This window comes from Parazoarcus sp. PS-13 R2A, from assembly GCF_057621855.1.
In genome coordinates this window covers 48,208-61,903 of record NZ_JBYEXN010000001.1, presented here as the reverse complement: position 1 = coordinate 61,903, position 13,696 = coordinate 48,208, and the positions used below count along the sequence as shown (strand labels likewise).

Genomic DNA, 13,696 nt, shown 5'->3' with positions numbered 1-13,696 from the left:
TTCAAACATGGTCTCGCTCCCTTATGCCTTCGGTACCCAGCTCGCCAAACGCTTGGAAAGGAAGGCATCCAGCCCTTCCTTTGCCTCGGGCGTGGCACGCAGACTGGAGATGCGACGGGCGGTGTCTTCCACCACCTCGTCGCTGACGGGCCGGTTGGCCACTGCACGGATCAGGTCCTTTGCCGCTGCCTGAGCACTGGGGCCGCCCTGCAGCAGTGCGGCGACGATCTCGGCGACGCGGGCGTCGAGCTCTTCGCTGGCAACCACTTCGTGGGCCAGACCCAGCTCACCGGCGCGCTCCGCGCTGATGCGCTCGGCGGTCTGAAAGTAGCGGTAAGCCTGGCGTTCGCCGATGGCGCGCAGCACATAGGGGCTGATCGCCGACGGGATGATCCCGAACTTGACCTCGGAGGTGGCGAACACCGCCTTTTCCGCTGCCACGCAGATGTCGCAGGCCGACGCCAGTCCCATGCCGCCACCCAGCGCGGCGCCATGCACGCGGGCGATGGTCGGCTTGTTCATTTCCGCCAGCGTGCGCAGCATGCCGGCCAGACGACGCCCGTCGGCGAGATTCTCTTCCACGCTGGCGTTGGCCGCAGCCTTCATCCAGTTGAGGTCGGCCCCGGCAGAAAAGCTCTTGCCGCGGCCGCCCAGCACCACCACGCGCACGCTGTCGTCGGCGTCGAGCTGACGGCAGGCGGCGGTGATGTCGGCAATCAGTTGCGCGTTGAAGGCGTTGTGCACATCGGGGCGGTTCATCCACACCGTCGCCACGCCATTGTTCAATTCGATTTCAAGTGTTTCGTACATCGTGTCTCCTCGCCTCGGGGGGCGCTGCAATCAGGATCCGCGGCCGGATTACATCCGGAACACACCGAACTTGGTCGGCGCGATCGGTGCATTGAGCGCGGCGGAAAGCGACAGGCCGAGCGTGCGCCGGGTCTGGGCCGGATCGATCACGCCGTCGTCCCACATGCGGGCGGTGGCGAAGTAGGGATGGCCCTGGGCTTCGTACTGATCGCGGATCGGCGATTTGAAAGCCTCTTCTTCGTCCTTGCTCCACGCTCCGCCCTTGGCCTCGATCCCGTCACGACGCACGGTGGCGAGCACGCTGGCCGCCTGTTCGCCGCCCATCACCGAAATGCGGCTGTTGGGCCACATCCACAGGAAACGCGGGGAGTAGGCACGGCCGCACATGCCGTAGTTGCCGGCGCCGAAGGAGCCGCCGATCAGCGTGGTGATCTTGGGCACCTGCACAGTGGCGACCGCGGTCACCATCTTGGCGCCGTCCTTGGCGATACCGGCGTTCTCGTACTTGCGCCCCACCATGAAGCCGGTGATGTTCTGCAGGAAAAGCAGCGGGATGCCGCGCTGGCCGCACAGCTCGATGAAGTGCGCGCCCTTCTGCGCCGATTCGCCGAACAGGATGCCGTTGTTGGCAACGATGCCCACCGGGTAGCCGTAAAGCTGGGCGAAGCCGCACACCAGCGTGGTGCCGTAGCGCGCCTTGAACTCGTCGAAGCGCGAACCGTCGACCACGCGGGCGATGATCTCGCGCACATCGAAAGGCTTGCGGGTGTCGCTGGGGATGATGCCGTAGATCTCCGACGGATCGTAGGCGGGCTCTTCGCCACCACCGAGCGCCATGCCCATCGGCTTGACCCGATTCAGGTTGGAGACGATGCGGCGCGCCAGATAGAGCGCATGGGCGTCGTTTTCGGCGAGGTGGTCGGCCACGCCCGACAGGCGGGTGTGCACATCGCCGCCGCCGAGGTCTTCCGCCGTCACCACTTCACCGGTGGCTGCCTTCACCAGCGGCGGGCCGCCGAGGAAGATGGTGCCCTGGTTCTTGACGATGATGGTCTCGTCCGACATCGCCGGCACATAGGCGCCACCGGCAGTACATGAGCCCATCACCACCGCGATCTGCGGAATGCCCTTGGCCGACATGTTGGCCTGGTTGTAGAAGATGCGGCCGAAGTGGTCGCGATCCGGAAACACTTCGTCCTGCTTGGGCAGGAAGGCGCCACCGGAATCGACCAGATAGACGCAGGGCAGATTGTTCTGCTCGGCGATCTCCTGCGCCCGCAGGTGCTTCTTGACCGTCATCGGATAGTAGGTGCCGCCCTTCACCGTGGCGTCGTTGGCCACAATCATGCATTCCACACCCTGCACGCGGCCGATGCCGGTAATGACACCGGCCGAGGGCGCATCATTGTCGTACATGCCGAAGGCCGCCATCTGGCCGACTTCGAGGAAGGGCGTGCCCGGATCGAGCAGATGCCCCACCCGGTCGCGCGGCAGCAACTTGCCGCGCGCGGTGTGCTTGGCCCGCGCCGACTCGCCGCCGCCGAGGCTGACCTCGGCGGCTTTCGCGCGCAAGTCGTCCACCATGCCGCGCAGCGACTTGGCGTTAGCCTGAAACTCTTCGCTGCGGGTGTTGATTGCAGATTTGATGATGCTCATGTCTCCTCGTCCTCGTTTATTGTCCGGCGCAGCACGTATGCAGAAAATGCTGTCGGCGCCGTGACCTTGAGTTTGTCGCACACGTCATGCTCTCACCCTTCGGTCCCGCCAGCGGGCTCATTGCGAAAGCCTAATGCCTGAAGCTGAGCCACGAGTGCCAACATGGTCGCATTTCGTGCCATCCTGAAACAGGTTCTGCGGGCATGACTGCCGACCACCGAGCTCCCGCCAGTACGCCCAAAGCCAGGCTGCATGCAGGAATACGCCAGTTCGCCCGTGCGTCCCAGACTGTGTCATGGGAATGGATTGTGCAGCACAGGGCGAAATTTTCCCGCTTCTGGCGACACTCCCCGACACGCGGCACCAGTACGGGCCCGAACAGGGCTCAGCCGCCGCTCAGTGCCTGCACGATTGCAAGCTCGTCGGTATCCGCGAGCGCCACGCCGAGGTCGTGCACCGCGCGGCCATTGACGAAGAAGCGCATGTGAGCGCGCATCCTGCCCTGCTCGTCAATCATCCGAAAGCGGATACCGGGAAAATGGAGGTCAAGCTCGGTCAGCACGTCGCGCAAGGTCGCCCCGTGCGCCACAACCTGACGCTCCCCGGTGTAGTCCCGCAGCGGCGTGGGAATGAGTACATTCATCGCCCGGCGCCCCCAACGCCGGGGGTGGCCACCTCGAGCGCGTAGATCTCGGGCAGGTGGCCGGCGATGCAGCGCCACGCACGACCTTCGTCGGCACTCATCCACAACTCGCCGCTGGTCGTGCCGAAGTACAACCCGACCGGATCGCACCCATCTGCCGTCATGCCCTGGCGCTTCACCGTCCACCACGCCTGTTCGCCAGGCAAGCCGTCATCAAGGCGCTGCCAGCTGTCACCACCATCGCGGGTGCCGTAGACGGCGGGCTGTCCGTTCGGACTGGTGCGCGGCCACACCGTACCGCCATCCATTGGAAACACCCATGCACAGTCCGGGTCACGAGGATGCACCACCATTGGAAAGCCGATATCGCCGACTTCTGACGGCATGGCGCGGCCAATACGCACCCAGGTGTCACCCGGACGATCCAGGCGGTAGATGCCGCAGTGGTTCTGCTGGTACAGGCGGTCCGGATTCGCAGGAGAGAGGCGCACACAGTGCGGATCATGAAAGGTCGGATCAGCGACATCGAAGCCTTCGACCACCTCCAGCCCCCCGAGCAGCGGGGTGAAGCTGCTGCCACCATCGCACGATTCATGTACGCCGCCGCCTGACATGGCAAAGTAAAGATGACGTGGATCGCGCGGATCGACAATGATCGAATGCAGCTTCGGACCGTCAGGGGTGCCGTCCTGCACAGTGCCCATCCAGCGCAGATAATCAGGGTTGTCGTTGATGATCGAAAACGGCGCCCACGTATCGCCTCCATCCTCGGAGCGGAACAGCCCTTGCGGCGAGGTACCGGCATACCAGCAAGCGGGTTCGGACGGGTGGGCAGGACTGAGCCAGAAGGTGTGCCCAACGGCACGGCCCTTGCCATCCGGGCTGCTGGCGAAGGCCGGCGGGCGCGTCGCCTCGGTCCAGTTTGCGCCAAGATCGGTGGATCGGAAGAGGGTCGGCCCCAGATGGCCCGTCGCAGTGGCGGCAAGCAGCGTTCGCCCGTCTCGCGGATCGAGCACCAGGTGACTGACGATGTGACCCAGGAAATGCGGTCCGTCCACACGCCATCTGCTGCGCCCGGCATCCCCATGAAGAAGCCATGCTCCCTTGCGCGTCGCAACAAGAATGACCAGAGGCAAATCTTCAGGCTGAGCAGACTGGGCTGACATGATGCGCTCCTATTCGGCGAGCCCCCGCGAGGATCTGACACGGGGGCAAGCATGGTGGACAGCTTGATTCAGAATAGTCGACACCATGAGGAAGCAGGAGGCCGGCACGGCAATGGCCGGGAGCGGATTGCTGAAGGACCAGACGCTGGAAGCGTCACCCCGCCACCGTCCGGCCCCCGTTGCAATCGGGCACGCCTCAGCGTGTTTCGCTGAACAGTTCGCGACCGATCAGCATGCGGCGGATTTCGCTGGTGCCGGCACCGATCTCGTACAGTTTGGCGTCGCGCCACAGGCGGCCGACGGCGTATTCATTGGTGTAGCCCACGCCGCCCAGGGTCTGGATCGCCTCGCCCGCCATCCACGTCGCCTTCTCGGCGGTGTAGAGGATTACGCCGGCGGCGTCCTTGCGCAGGGTGCGCGCGTGGTCGGTGCGGTCGCAGGCCTGACCGACGGCATAGGCGTAGGCGCGGCAGGCACTCCAGGTGGAATAGAGATCGGCGACCTTGCCCTGCATGAGCTGGAACTCGCCGATCGGAGTGTCGAACTGCTTGCGCTCGTGCAGGTAGGGCACGACTGCATCCATGCACGCCGCCATGATGCCGAGCGGGCCGCCCGACAGCACGGCGCGCTCGTAGTCGAGACCGGACATCAGCACGTTGACGCCGCGGCCGATGTTGGCCTCGCCGCCGAGCACGTTCTCGAGCGGGACTTCGACATCATCGAAGAACAGCGGGAAGGTGTTGGAGCCGCGCATGCCGAGCTTGTCGAGGTGGGTGCCATGCGTGAAACCCTTCATGCCCTTCTCGATGATGAAGGCGGTAATGCCTTTCGGGCCGGCGTTGATGTCGGTCTTGGCATACACCACCAGGGTGTCGGCATCGCCGCCGTTGGTGATCCACATCTTGCTGCCGTTGAGCACGAAATGGTCGCCCTTGCGATCGGCACGCAGCTTCATGCTCACCACGTCGGAGCCGGCATTGGGCTCGGACATCGCCAGCGCGCCGACGTGATCGCCCGAGATCAGCCTGGGCAGGTACTTCTGCCGCTGCGCCTCGGTGCCGTTGCGGCGGATCTGGTTGATGCACAGATTGGAGTGCGCGCCGTAGGACAGGCCGACCGAAGCCGACGCGCGGGAGATCTCTTCCATGGCGATGATGTGGGCCAGGTAGCCCATGTCGGTGCCGCCGTACTCCTCGCTGACCGTCATGCCATGCACGCCGAGATCGCCCAGCTTCTTCCACAGATCGGCGGGGAACTCGTTCACACGGTCGATCTCGGCCGCACGCGGCGCAATCTCGGCCGCACAGAAATCGCGCAAGGTGTCACGCAGGGCTTCGATGGTTTCGCCGAGATTGAAGTCGAGGCTCGGAATATGCATGGTTTGTCTCCTTCTCCGTTTATTCGCAGTCTGGTGGCAGCTCGCGCCTGACGATGATCGGCGCCTCTGCCCGGTGATGAAATAAGGGTAGACCGAAGCGCTGCGCGACAACTGCCATCAAGGTTGCAAATCCTGCCAATAGGATTACGATTTTGAGCCATGAAGATCATCACGCCATCCTCTGCCGAGCTGACGCTCGGCCGCGCAGCAACGCCAATTGCTTTCATTCGTGCGATCGTGCGCGGGTATCGCGCGAGAGGCATGGATCCGGCCAGGGCCTTGCGGCAGGCACAGATTCCGCCACAGGCCCTCGACGACCCGCAGGCGCGTGTCACGGCAGCACAGATGGAAGTGATGTCGGGCATTGCCATGCAGGAGCTCGATGACGAAGCCCTGGGCTGGTTTTCGCGCCGCCTGCCCTGGGGCAGCTACGGCATGCTGTGTCGCGCCTCGCTGACCTCACCGACGCTCGAGGTGGCGCTCAAGCGCTGGTGCCGCCACCACCGCCTGCTGACCGACGACCTCACCCTCGAATTCAGCCAGCAGCGCAACATGGCCACCATCCGCATTGCCGAGGCGCGCGATTTCGGCGACATGCGCGAGTTCTGCCTCGTCAGCATCCTGCGCTACCTGCTCGGCTACGTCAGCTGGCTGATCGACTCGCGCATCGCGCTGAGCGAAACCAGCCTGCCCTTCGCCGCGCCGCCCCACGCCGACGCCTATCCTTACCTCTTCCCCGGCCCGCTGCGTTTCGACGCCGATGCCGCGAGCTTCGCCTTCGACGCCCGCTATCTGTCGCTGCCGCTGCGTCGCGACGAGCGCGCCCTGCAGACCATGCTGCAACGCGCGCTGCCACTCACGGTGCTGCAGTACCGGCGTGACCGCCTGCTGGTGCATAGCGTCAGCCAGATTCTCAACACCAGCCCGGGCTTCGCGCACACGGCGGAGGACGTCGCCGCACAGCTCAACCTGTCGGTCCGGACTCTGCACCGGCAACTGAAGGAGGAAGGCGTCTCGCTGCAACGCCTGAAGAACGAAACCCGCCGCGAACGTGCGATCAAGCTGCTGCTGCAGACACGCAAGCCGGTGAAGCAGGTGGCGGCGGCCGTGGGCTTCGACAGCGAGAAGAGCTTCTCGCGCGCCTTTCGCGAGTGGACGGGCGTGGCGCCGGGGCAGTTCAGGGAAGGTGCCAGCGGGGCCTGAGGCCGTGCCGACGCCGCTTCAGCCTGCGTCGATCTCCGTCGTCGGCGCCGTCGCAAACGACACCCCGAGCCCGAGCAGGGTCGCTTTGCCGCGCACGGTGAGATCGGTCACGAAACGGAACTGCTGGCGCGCATCGACCGGATAGGCCTTGAGGCGATACCAGGTTCCCCACGGCTTCTCGCGCACGACCACGGCGATGGGCTGGCCGAAATGCAGAAAGGCGCTGGAGAGCGCGACATCGGACAAGGCCTGCTGCACGGCAGCGGCATCGTGCTCGGGATTGAGATAGAAATCGGCAATGCACTGCAGTCGCGGGGCGCCGTCATTGGAATTGAAGATGGGCGTATTCCACAGCCGCGAATGCGGAATCGAGACCACGTCGTCGCTCGGCGTTACCACCTGAACCGTTCGCATGCCAACGTGCCGCACTTCGCCGTAAATGCCATCGACCTTGATCCAGTCCCCGTTGCGGTAGGGCATTTCCCCCACCGCGACGACACCGGCAATCAGGCTGCTGGCGAGGTCCTTCAACGCAAAGCCGATCGCCAGACCAACGGTACCGAGCAGCGCGACCATGTTCTGCACCGACGGATTGATCACCACGGGGACGATCATGATGAAGGCCGCGACGATGATCAGCAGGCGCAACACCGGCACCAGGGCCAGCACGAACAGTCTCCGCCTGCCATGCAGGCGGTTGCCGAGCCATGGCAGTGCGCGCTGCGAGCCGGCAATCAGCACTGTGGCGATCAGGAGCACGGCGCCAACCTCGAGCGCCATCGTCCAGTCGGGCGGTCGGAAAATCTGTGCGATCGAGCTTTCGTCAGTCATGGCGGGTCAGAAGTCGTCAATCAGAAAACCCCGTCCGCGCAGCCAGCCACGCACGAGTTCGTAGCCCAGCGCGCTCACCCGCCAGCGTCCCTCACACTGTTCGACCAGGGTCAGTCGCTGCAGGCGCAGCACGATGGCAATGCAGTGGTGGCGCGGCAAGGGCAGCACGGCGGGCAGCACGGCATCGCTCAGCCCGTTGTGCAGCAGCAGCGCATGCAGGACGAGGGCCGCGTCTTCTTTTGCTTCGAGCGGCAGCGCAAGCTCGGGCTGTGCAGCCGACACCCAGACCACTTCGGCTTCCGGGTCGCCCTTCTTCTCCGGCGCGCTCGACTTGGCATCGCCCAGCTCTGCTGCCGGATCGGGCACCGCACGCAGGCGCTGGCGCCAATAGCGGCGTGCCGTGCCGACATTCCCCCGACAGTGCGCTGCAAGCTGCGCCACCTCATCACTGGCGGCAGTGTCGTCCTCGCAGGGGACGGTCAGCATGTCGCGGCCACTGCGGGCGTTGCGAAACCGCAGATGGCGCGCCCCTTCGGTGTCCACCAGCTGTGCAAACAGTCGTGACAAGCGGGGGCCGTCGAACGCCTGAAGCGTCATCGCCACCGGCAAGGGAAGCGACGAAGCCCGCTGCAGAAAAGCCCATGCCCAGCTGTCGCATCCCGCCAACCCCGGCCCGGCGCGCCCGCTGACCATGTCTTCAAGCAGGCTGCGCGCCAGCGCAAGTCCGTTTGCGGTTCGCAGGAAGAAGCGCTCAAGACCGGTCAGCGCCCATGGCTGGCCATCCGCAGGCCACGTCACCTGCCAGCGTCCATCGTTCGCCAGCAGCGCTTCGCATGACGGTGGCTCGATGATCTGCGCGTGATGACGGGCCGCCCAGTCGGCAACGATCTCGGCATGGCCGCAGTGGGGCTGACCAACCAGGACCTGCACACAGGAAATCGCGGCCCCGGCCTCCCCGCTCAATGTCGCATCGAGCGCGTTCGACGCGTCGCGCCAGTCGATCCGGCCCACGAGGTGCTCGAGCTGCATCTCGGGCAGGGAGCGCAGCTCGTCCTCCTTCCTCACCGGCGCGGTGTCGTCGTGATGGGCGCTGTGAAACAGCCGCAGGAACGACGACCAGGCAGCGGCCGCTGCGCTCCCGGCAGCCTGTTCGGGCTGCGCGTAGGCAGACAGCGGCACGAACTGCCACAGCTCGGGGGCTTGTTTTTCCGCTTCGGAGGAGACGCCTTCGCTCATGACGCTATTCTGGCGGAGAAGCCCGCGGATGTCGCATGTAAATCTCCGCTCCCGAAACGTTGCTCAGGCAGTGCTTTCGGGGTCGAGCTTGTCCTGGGTCCGGAGCTCGAAATCGGATGCGTCGTGGCGCTCGTGCAGCTGCTCCGATGGCTTGCCCCAGGTCCGGTTGACCTTGCGTCCGCGCTGGACAGCAGGACGCTGGCGGATCTCTTCGGCCCAGCGGCGCAGGTTCCCGTAGCTTTCGACCTGCAGAAACTCGCCCGCACCATAGGCTTCACCGAGCACCAGATTGCCGTACCAGGGCCACGTGGCAATGTCGGCGATGGAGTATTCATCGCCGCCCAGATAGCGATGCGCAGCCAGCTCACGGTCGAGCACATCCATCTGGCGCTTCACCTCCATGGTGAAGCGGTTGATCGGGTATTCGAACTTCTCGGGTGCATAGGCGTAAAAATGCCCGAAGCCGCCGCCAAGGTAAGGCGCCGAACCCTGCAGCCAGAACAGCCAGTTCAGCACCTCGGTGCGCGCAGCCGCATCCTTGGGCAGGAAATGGCCGAACTTTTCTGCCAGATAGAGGAGAATCGCACCGCTTTCAAACACACGGCAGCCGGTACCGGCATCGAAGAGCGCCGGGATCTTCGAGTTTGGATTGACCTCGACGAATCCGGTCGAAAACTGTTCGCCCTTGGCAATCCGGATCAGATGAGCGTCATATTCCGCGCCGCTCACACCCAGCGCCAGCAACTCCTCGAGCAGGATCGTGACCTTCTGTCCATTGGGCGTGCCCATCGAATACAGCTGCAGGGGATGCTTGCCGCGCGGCAGCGCGGCCTCGTGTGTAGCCCCGGCAATCGGTCGATTGATCTTGGCCCACTCTCCACCATTCTCGGCATCCCAGGTCCAGACCGCTGGCGGGACGTACTTGGTCGCTTCGGACATGATTCAGACCCCCTTGTTGATCGTTGAAAACGCGCTCAATCCGGCATCCCGGCCAGCTGCGCCAGAATGCTTGTGTAGTTGTCGACGCCTTGCGCACCGGTCACAAGGTGGCGACGATTGAAGATCATTGCCGGCACACCTCGAATGCCCTGGTTCAGCCAGGTATTTTCGGCCTCGCGCACATCGACGGCAAAGCGTTGATCGGCAAGAACCGCCAGCGCTGCGTCCCGTTCCAGCCCGACTTCCGCCGCCACATCTGCCAGCACGGCGACATCAGACAGATTCCGCCGATCCCTGAAGTGTGCGGCAAAAAGCGCCAGTTTCAGCTCATGCATGCGCCCCTGCAACCCGGCCCAATGCAGCAGTTGATGCACGTTGAAGGTGTTGTGCATGCGCATGTCGTCGGAAAAGCGGAACTCGAAGCCGAGGCCAGCGCCAATTTCCGTCTTCCTGACCCGGCTCTCCTCGGATTGTTCCGCGGTGGAACCGTACTTCTCGGCGACGTGCTCGCGCAGGTTTTGGCCCCCGGGCGGCATCGACGGGTTCAGCTCGAATGGATGCCAGTGAATCTCGTGCGCCGTGCCGGTCGCCTCCAGCGCATTGGCCAGTTGCCTGTAACCGATGATGCACCAGGGGCAGACCACATCTGACACGATGTCGATCCGCAGCGTCTGAGTCGGAGCGGTCATGATTGAGTCTCTCACTTTTCGCGCGGCCAGCGCCGCGCATCGTATTGGTCAGAAGCCTGCGGGTTCAGGCCGACTTGCGCCACTCGAAGCGCTGAAACATCGCATCCACCGGCGTCTTCGCCAGATGGTTGGTGTAGTTCGACATCACCTTCTGCGAGACGCCGAGCACCACCTCAAGAACCTGGCGCCGGGTGAAGCCTGCGTCGAGGAAATCCTGCACCGCACCCTCATCCACGTTGCCACGGTTGCGCGCCACACTCAACGTGAAGGTCCGCAGCGCCTCCAGATGGGCATTGGGCAAAGGCGTTTCATCGCGCAGCGCAGCGGTGATCGCATCGTCCACCTTCATGCCTTTGGCGATGCCGGTGTGGGCGGGCACGCAGTAGTGGCAGGCGTGCTCCACGTTGATCGACTGCCAGACCACGGTCAGCTCGTCGCTGTCAAAGCTGGAGTTCACGAAAAGCTCATGAACCGTCTGATAGGCCTCCAGCATCCCCGGCGCCTCCGCCATGACTGCGTGCAGGCCCGGAATCATGCCGAAAGCCTTCCTCGATCTGGCGAGCAGCGGCTTGCTGGCTTCGGGTGCGGTGGCTTCGTCGTGAAGTTGAAAATCAGGCATGTGTAGCTCCTTGGTCAGCGATCCGGGCGAGAGCCCGTGACCGGTTGAGAACGGTGGGTGTATCGCAACGCGCCCCGCAAGGTCGGCGGCTGCACTTCGGTATTGAAAGCGACTGTTTAGATCGATCGGTTTAAATTTAAGCCGTTTAAACCGATCGGTCAATACAATTTTTCAGCGCGGGGGTGGAGCGGTGGAAGCTGTCAGCGCAACAAGCGCTGAGCCTGACCGGCAATCGTCCTGAGCGAGGACGCGTCACACATGCCACGGCCCAGCACCCGGATGGCGACGATCATTGCCATCAGCCCTTTGGCGGTCGCTGCGGGATCGAGCCCCTCGGGAATTTCCTTGCGCGCCTGCGCGACTTCGATGCTGCGTCGGAAGAAGGCTTCCATTTCTCGCAGTCCGTTGCGGACGATGCGGTTGACCTCTTCGCCTTGCGCGCCGAGATCGGAAGCCGTGTTGATCAGAAAACAGCCCTTCTTCTCGGTGTCCGCAATGGTTTCGGCGACGATGCCGTCAAACAGCGCTGCGATGGCCTGCACCGGATCATCCATGGATTCGAGTTCGGCCAGCAGTGCCCTGCGGTTTTCCTTGTCGTACTTCTGCAGCGCCTTGATGAACAACTGCTCCTTGCCGCCAAAGGCGTTGTACAGGCTGCCGCGGGTAATGCCCGTCCCTGCGATGAGGTCGGCCATGGACGCGGGCTCAAAGCCCTTCTGCCAGAACACCTTCATCGCCTTGCCAACGACTTCGTCTTCGTCGAATGACTTTTCCCAGGGCATCGCATGCCACCTTGATCTGCGTTAACGACGCCTGATACTAGCATTTTTAAACCGAAAGGTTCAGACCATTGATCAGTGGTCTGCTGCCGAGGGGAAGCGCCCGGACTCATGCCTTCAGAATTGTCAGGCCGTGTGCGCTCGCGCCCCGCATCAGGCCCCGGCACTGGCCCATCCGCAGCGACAGGCGCATAATGATTTGCTTATTTACACAGTCTGGAAGGAGCCCTCCATGCGACATCCACTGCTACGCGCCCTTGTTCCCGTGTTGCTGACCCTTTCTGCATTCCACGCTGTGGCGGACGAAACTGCGCTGCTGGCCGAGGCTCGCGGGGTGGCAAGCAGCATTCCGCCGAAACTGATTGCCGTACTGCAGGAGGAGATTGCGAAGGGCGGCCCCGAGGGTGCAATCGGCGTGTGCCGCGACAAGGCGCCGCAGATGGCGAAGGCCGCGTCGGAGAAAACCGGCTGGAATATCCGCCGCGTGAGTCTCAAGAACCGCAACCCGAAGGCGGTGCCCGACGCCTGGGAGCGTGCGGCGCTGGAGGCCTTCGACCGCCGCGCAGCGGCCGGAGAGGCGCCCGCAACGCTGGAGAAAGGCGAAGTCGTCGTCGAGGGCGGGGTAAAGTCCTACCGCTACATGAAGGCCTTGCCCACGCAGGCGCTCTGCCTGTCCTGCCACGGCAGCGACACCGACATCGACCCGGCGGTCAGGACGAAGCTACAGGCCTTGTACCCCGACGACAAGGCCACCGGGTACACGGTGGGCGAGATCCGTGGCGCCATGACCATCCGCCGCCCGCTCTGAGCCTTGCCGCCTGCGCTAACGCAGCAGCTCGGACGCCAGACTGCGGACCATGCGCTCGGCCTGCCCGAGGTAGGCGCGACCGAAGAGGTTGAGATGGTTCAGCACGTGATAAAGGTTGTAGAGCGTTTTGCGCTGCGCGTAGCCTTCGGCCGGCGGCAAGGCCGCACGGTAGGTGGCGTAGAAGGCGGTGGGGAAGCCGCCAAACAGCTCGCTCATCGCCAGGTCTGCATCGCGGTCGCCGCGATAGACCGCAGGATCGAAGATCACCGGCCGGCCCCCGGCATCCACGGCAGCGTTGCCGTTCCACAGATCGCCATGGAGCAGGCTGGGGCGCGGACAGTAGTCCAGAAACAAGGCAGGCACACGCGCCAGCACCTGTTCGAGCTCGGACCCAAGCGCCGTGCCGTAGCCGGCTGAGCGCGCCCGTTCCAGCTGCGGCGCCAGCCGGCATCTGACGAAGAATTGTGCCCAGGCATGGTGCGGGGTGTTCGCCTGAGGACTTGTGCCGATGAAGTTGTCGCGCCCCCAGCCAAAGTCCTCACCAACATCGAGATGCAGTTGCACCAGCGCTTCGGCAAAGCGGCGGCCATCCTCCGCGCTCAAGAGCGGATGCAGTTCGATGTATTCAAGCAGCAGGAAGGCCTCATCCGCCGTCGCACCGCACGCCAGAACCTGCGGCACCCGAAAGGCACCATTCCCGGCCAGCGCCGCCAGGCCATCGACCTCGGCATCGAACATCGGCAGTGCGTCCGCAGCGTTCAGCTTGAGACAGCAGGGCCGGTCATGCGCGCGCACCTCGAGCACCCGATTGATGCAGCCGCCGCCCAGCGCCCGCGCCTCCGCACCGGAAAAATCCAGCCCGCTCAGGACCTTGATAGCCTGCGCCGTTTCGGCGTTCAGTTTCTGCACGTTTGACACCGGGAAGCCCCTCTCTCGCAC

General features: G+C 64.2%; 14 protein-coding genes. 2 read left to right on the top strand and 12 right to left on the bottom strand.

Annotated features, from left to right (window positions below; genetic code table 11):
* Positions 1 to 21 precede the first annotated feature (21 nt).
* The 5 genes from AC22G6_RS00280 to AC22G6_RS00260 form a co-directional block, all read right to left on the bottom strand.
* Complete coding sequence (locus AC22G6_RS00280; RefSeq protein WP_487365120.1) at positions 22 to 810, bottom strand: enoyl-CoA hydratase/isomerase family protein; 789 nt, start codon at positions 808 to 810, stop codon at positions 22 to 24.
* Positions 811 to 858: 48 nt separating this feature from the next.
* On the bottom strand, positions 859 to 2,466 hold the full coding sequence (locus tag AC22G6_RS00275; RefSeq protein ID WP_487365119.1) for a carboxyl transferase domain-containing protein: 1,608 nt from the start codon (positions 2,464 to 2,466) through the stop codon (positions 859 to 861).
* Between the two features lie 385 nt (positions 2,467 to 2,851).
* Positions 2,852 to 3,109 (bottom strand): MoaD/ThiS family protein, encoded by a 258-nt coding sequence (locus AC22G6_RS00270; RefSeq protein ID WP_487365118.1) that lies wholly within the window; start codon positions 3,107 to 3,109, stop codon positions 2,852 to 2,854.
* Positions 3,106 to 4,167: a WD40/YVTN/BNR-like repeat-containing protein gene (locus AC22G6_RS00265; protein WP_487365117.1), complete on the bottom strand. Its 1,062-nt coding sequence runs from the start codon at positions 4,165 to 4,167 to the stop codon at positions 3,106 to 3,108. The genes AC22G6_RS00270 and AC22G6_RS00265 overlap by 4 nt, the downstream gene beginning before the upstream one ends.
* A gap of 304 nt (positions 4,168 to 4,471) precedes the next feature.
* Positions 4,472 to 5,653, bottom strand: coding sequence for an isovaleryl-CoA dehydrogenase (locus AC22G6_RS00260; RefSeq protein ID WP_487365116.1), 1,182 nt, complete (start codon positions 5,651 to 5,653; stop codon positions 4,472 to 4,474).
* 159 nt (positions 5,654 to 5,812) lie between these two features.
* Here AC22G6_RS00260 and AC22G6_RS00255 point away from each other — a divergent pair, with 159 nt between their 5' ends.
* Positions 5,813 to 6,856: an AraC family transcriptional regulator gene (locus AC22G6_RS00255; protein WP_487365115.1), complete on the top strand. Its 1,044-nt coding sequence runs from the start codon at positions 5,813 to 5,815 to the stop codon at positions 6,854 to 6,856.
* A gap of 18 nt (positions 6,857 to 6,874) precedes the next feature.
* On the opposite strand, the gene AC22G6_RS00250 is transcribed toward AC22G6_RS00255, so the two are convergent.
* From AC22G6_RS00250 to AC22G6_RS00225, 6 genes are all read right to left on the bottom strand, one after another.
* Positions 6,875 to 7,687 (bottom strand): mechanosensitive ion channel family protein, encoded by an 813-nt coding sequence (locus AC22G6_RS00250; protein WP_487365114.1) that lies wholly within the window; start codon positions 7,685 to 7,687, stop codon positions 6,875 to 6,877.
* Between the two features lie 6 nt (positions 7,688 to 7,693).
* Complete coding sequence (locus AC22G6_RS00245; RefSeq protein ID WP_487365113.1) at positions 7,694 to 8,923, bottom strand: hypothetical protein; 1,230 nt, start codon at positions 8,921 to 8,923, stop codon at positions 7,694 to 7,696.
* A gap of 63 nt (positions 8,924 to 8,986) precedes the next feature.
* The gene (yghU, locus tag AC22G6_RS00240; RefSeq protein WP_487365112.1) at positions 8,987 to 9,862 is read right to left on the bottom strand and encodes a glutathione-dependent disulfide-bond oxidoreductase; all 876 of its coding nucleotides are present in this window, start codon (positions 9,860 to 9,862) and stop codon (positions 8,987 to 8,989) included.
* A 35-nt stretch (positions 9,863 to 9,897) separates the two neighbouring features.
* Positions 9,898 to 10,551, bottom strand: coding sequence for a DsbA family oxidoreductase (locus AC22G6_RS00235; RefSeq protein WP_487365111.1), 654 nt, complete (start codon positions 10,549 to 10,551; stop codon positions 9,898 to 9,900).
* A gap of 64 nt (positions 10,552 to 10,615) precedes the next feature.
* Positions 10,616 to 11,170: a carboxymuconolactone decarboxylase family protein gene (locus AC22G6_RS00230; protein WP_487365110.1), complete on the bottom strand. Its 555-nt coding sequence runs from the start codon at positions 11,168 to 11,170 to the stop codon at positions 10,616 to 10,618.
* A gap of 200 nt (positions 11,171 to 11,370) precedes the next feature.
* Positions 11,371 to 11,952, bottom strand: a complete 582-nt coding sequence (locus AC22G6_RS00225; RefSeq protein ID WP_487365109.1) for a TetR/AcrR family transcriptional regulator — start codon at positions 11,950 to 11,952, stop codon at positions 11,371 to 11,373.
* A gap of 229 nt (positions 11,953 to 12,181) precedes the next feature.
* Between AC22G6_RS00225 and AC22G6_RS00220 the strand changes: the two genes are divergently transcribed.
* Positions 12,182 to 12,757: a Tll0287-like domain-containing protein gene (locus AC22G6_RS00220; RefSeq protein ID WP_487365108.1), complete on the top strand. Its 576-nt coding sequence runs from the start codon at positions 12,182 to 12,184 to the stop codon at positions 12,755 to 12,757.
* Between the two features lie 15 nt (positions 12,758 to 12,772).
* On the opposite strand, the gene AC22G6_RS00215 is transcribed toward AC22G6_RS00220, so the two are convergent.
* On the bottom strand, positions 12,773 to 13,666 hold the full coding sequence (locus AC22G6_RS00215) for a fructosamine kinase family protein (protein WP_487365107.1): 894 nt from the start codon (positions 13,664 to 13,666) through the stop codon (positions 12,773 to 12,775).
* Positions 13,667 to 13,696 lie beyond the last annotated feature (30 nt).

What these genes read in the sequence shown, in the direction of transcription:
- AC22G6_RS00280 (WP_487365120.1), bottom strand. Translation starts at nt 810, where the DNA reads ATGTACGAAACACTTGAAATCGAATTGAACAATGGCGTGGCGACGGTG.
- AC22G6_RS00275 (WP_487365119.1), bottom strand. Translation starts at nt 2,466, where the DNA reads ATGAGCATCATCAAATCTGCAATCAACACCCGCAGCGAAGAGTTTCAG.
- AC22G6_RS00270 (WP_487365118.1), bottom strand. Translation starts at nt 3,109, where the DNA reads ATGAATGTACTCATTCCCACGCCGCTGCGGGACTACACCGGGGAGCGT.
- AC22G6_RS00260 (WP_487365116.1), bottom strand. Translation starts at nt 5,653, where the DNA reads ATGCATATTCCGAGCCTCGACTTCAATCTCGGCGAAACCATCGAAGCC.
- AC22G6_RS00255 (WP_487365115.1), top strand. Translation starts at nt 5,813, where the DNA reads ATGAAGATCATCACGCCATCCTCTGCCGAGCTGACGCTCGGCCGCGCA.
- AC22G6_RS00250 (WP_487365114.1), bottom strand. Translation starts at nt 7,687, where the DNA reads ATGACTGACGAAAGCTCGATCGCACAGATTTTCCGACCGCCCGACTGG.
- AC22G6_RS00245 (WP_487365113.1), bottom strand. Translation starts at nt 8,923, where the DNA reads ATGAGCGAAGGCGTCTCCTCCGAAGCGGAAAAACAAGCCCCCGAGCTG.
- yghU (WP_487365112.1), bottom strand. Translation starts at nt 9,862, where the DNA reads ATGTCCGAAGCGACCAAGTACGTCCCGCCAGCGGTCTGGACCTGGGAT.
- AC22G6_RS00235 (WP_487365111.1), bottom strand. Translation starts at nt 10,551, where the DNA reads ATGACCGCTCCGACTCAGACGCTGCGGATCGACATCGTGTCAGATGTG.
- AC22G6_RS00230 (WP_487365110.1), bottom strand. Translation starts at nt 11,170, where the DNA reads ATGCCTGATTTTCAACTTCACGACGAAGCCACCGCACCCGAAGCCAGC.
- AC22G6_RS00225 (WP_487365109.1), bottom strand. Translation starts at nt 11,952, where the DNA reads ATGCCCTGGGAAAAGTCATTCGACGAAGACGAAGTCGTTGGCAAGGCG.
- AC22G6_RS00220 (WP_487365108.1), top strand. Translation starts at nt 12,182, where the DNA reads ATGCGACATCCACTGCTACGCGCCCTTGTTCCCGTGTTGCTGACCCTT.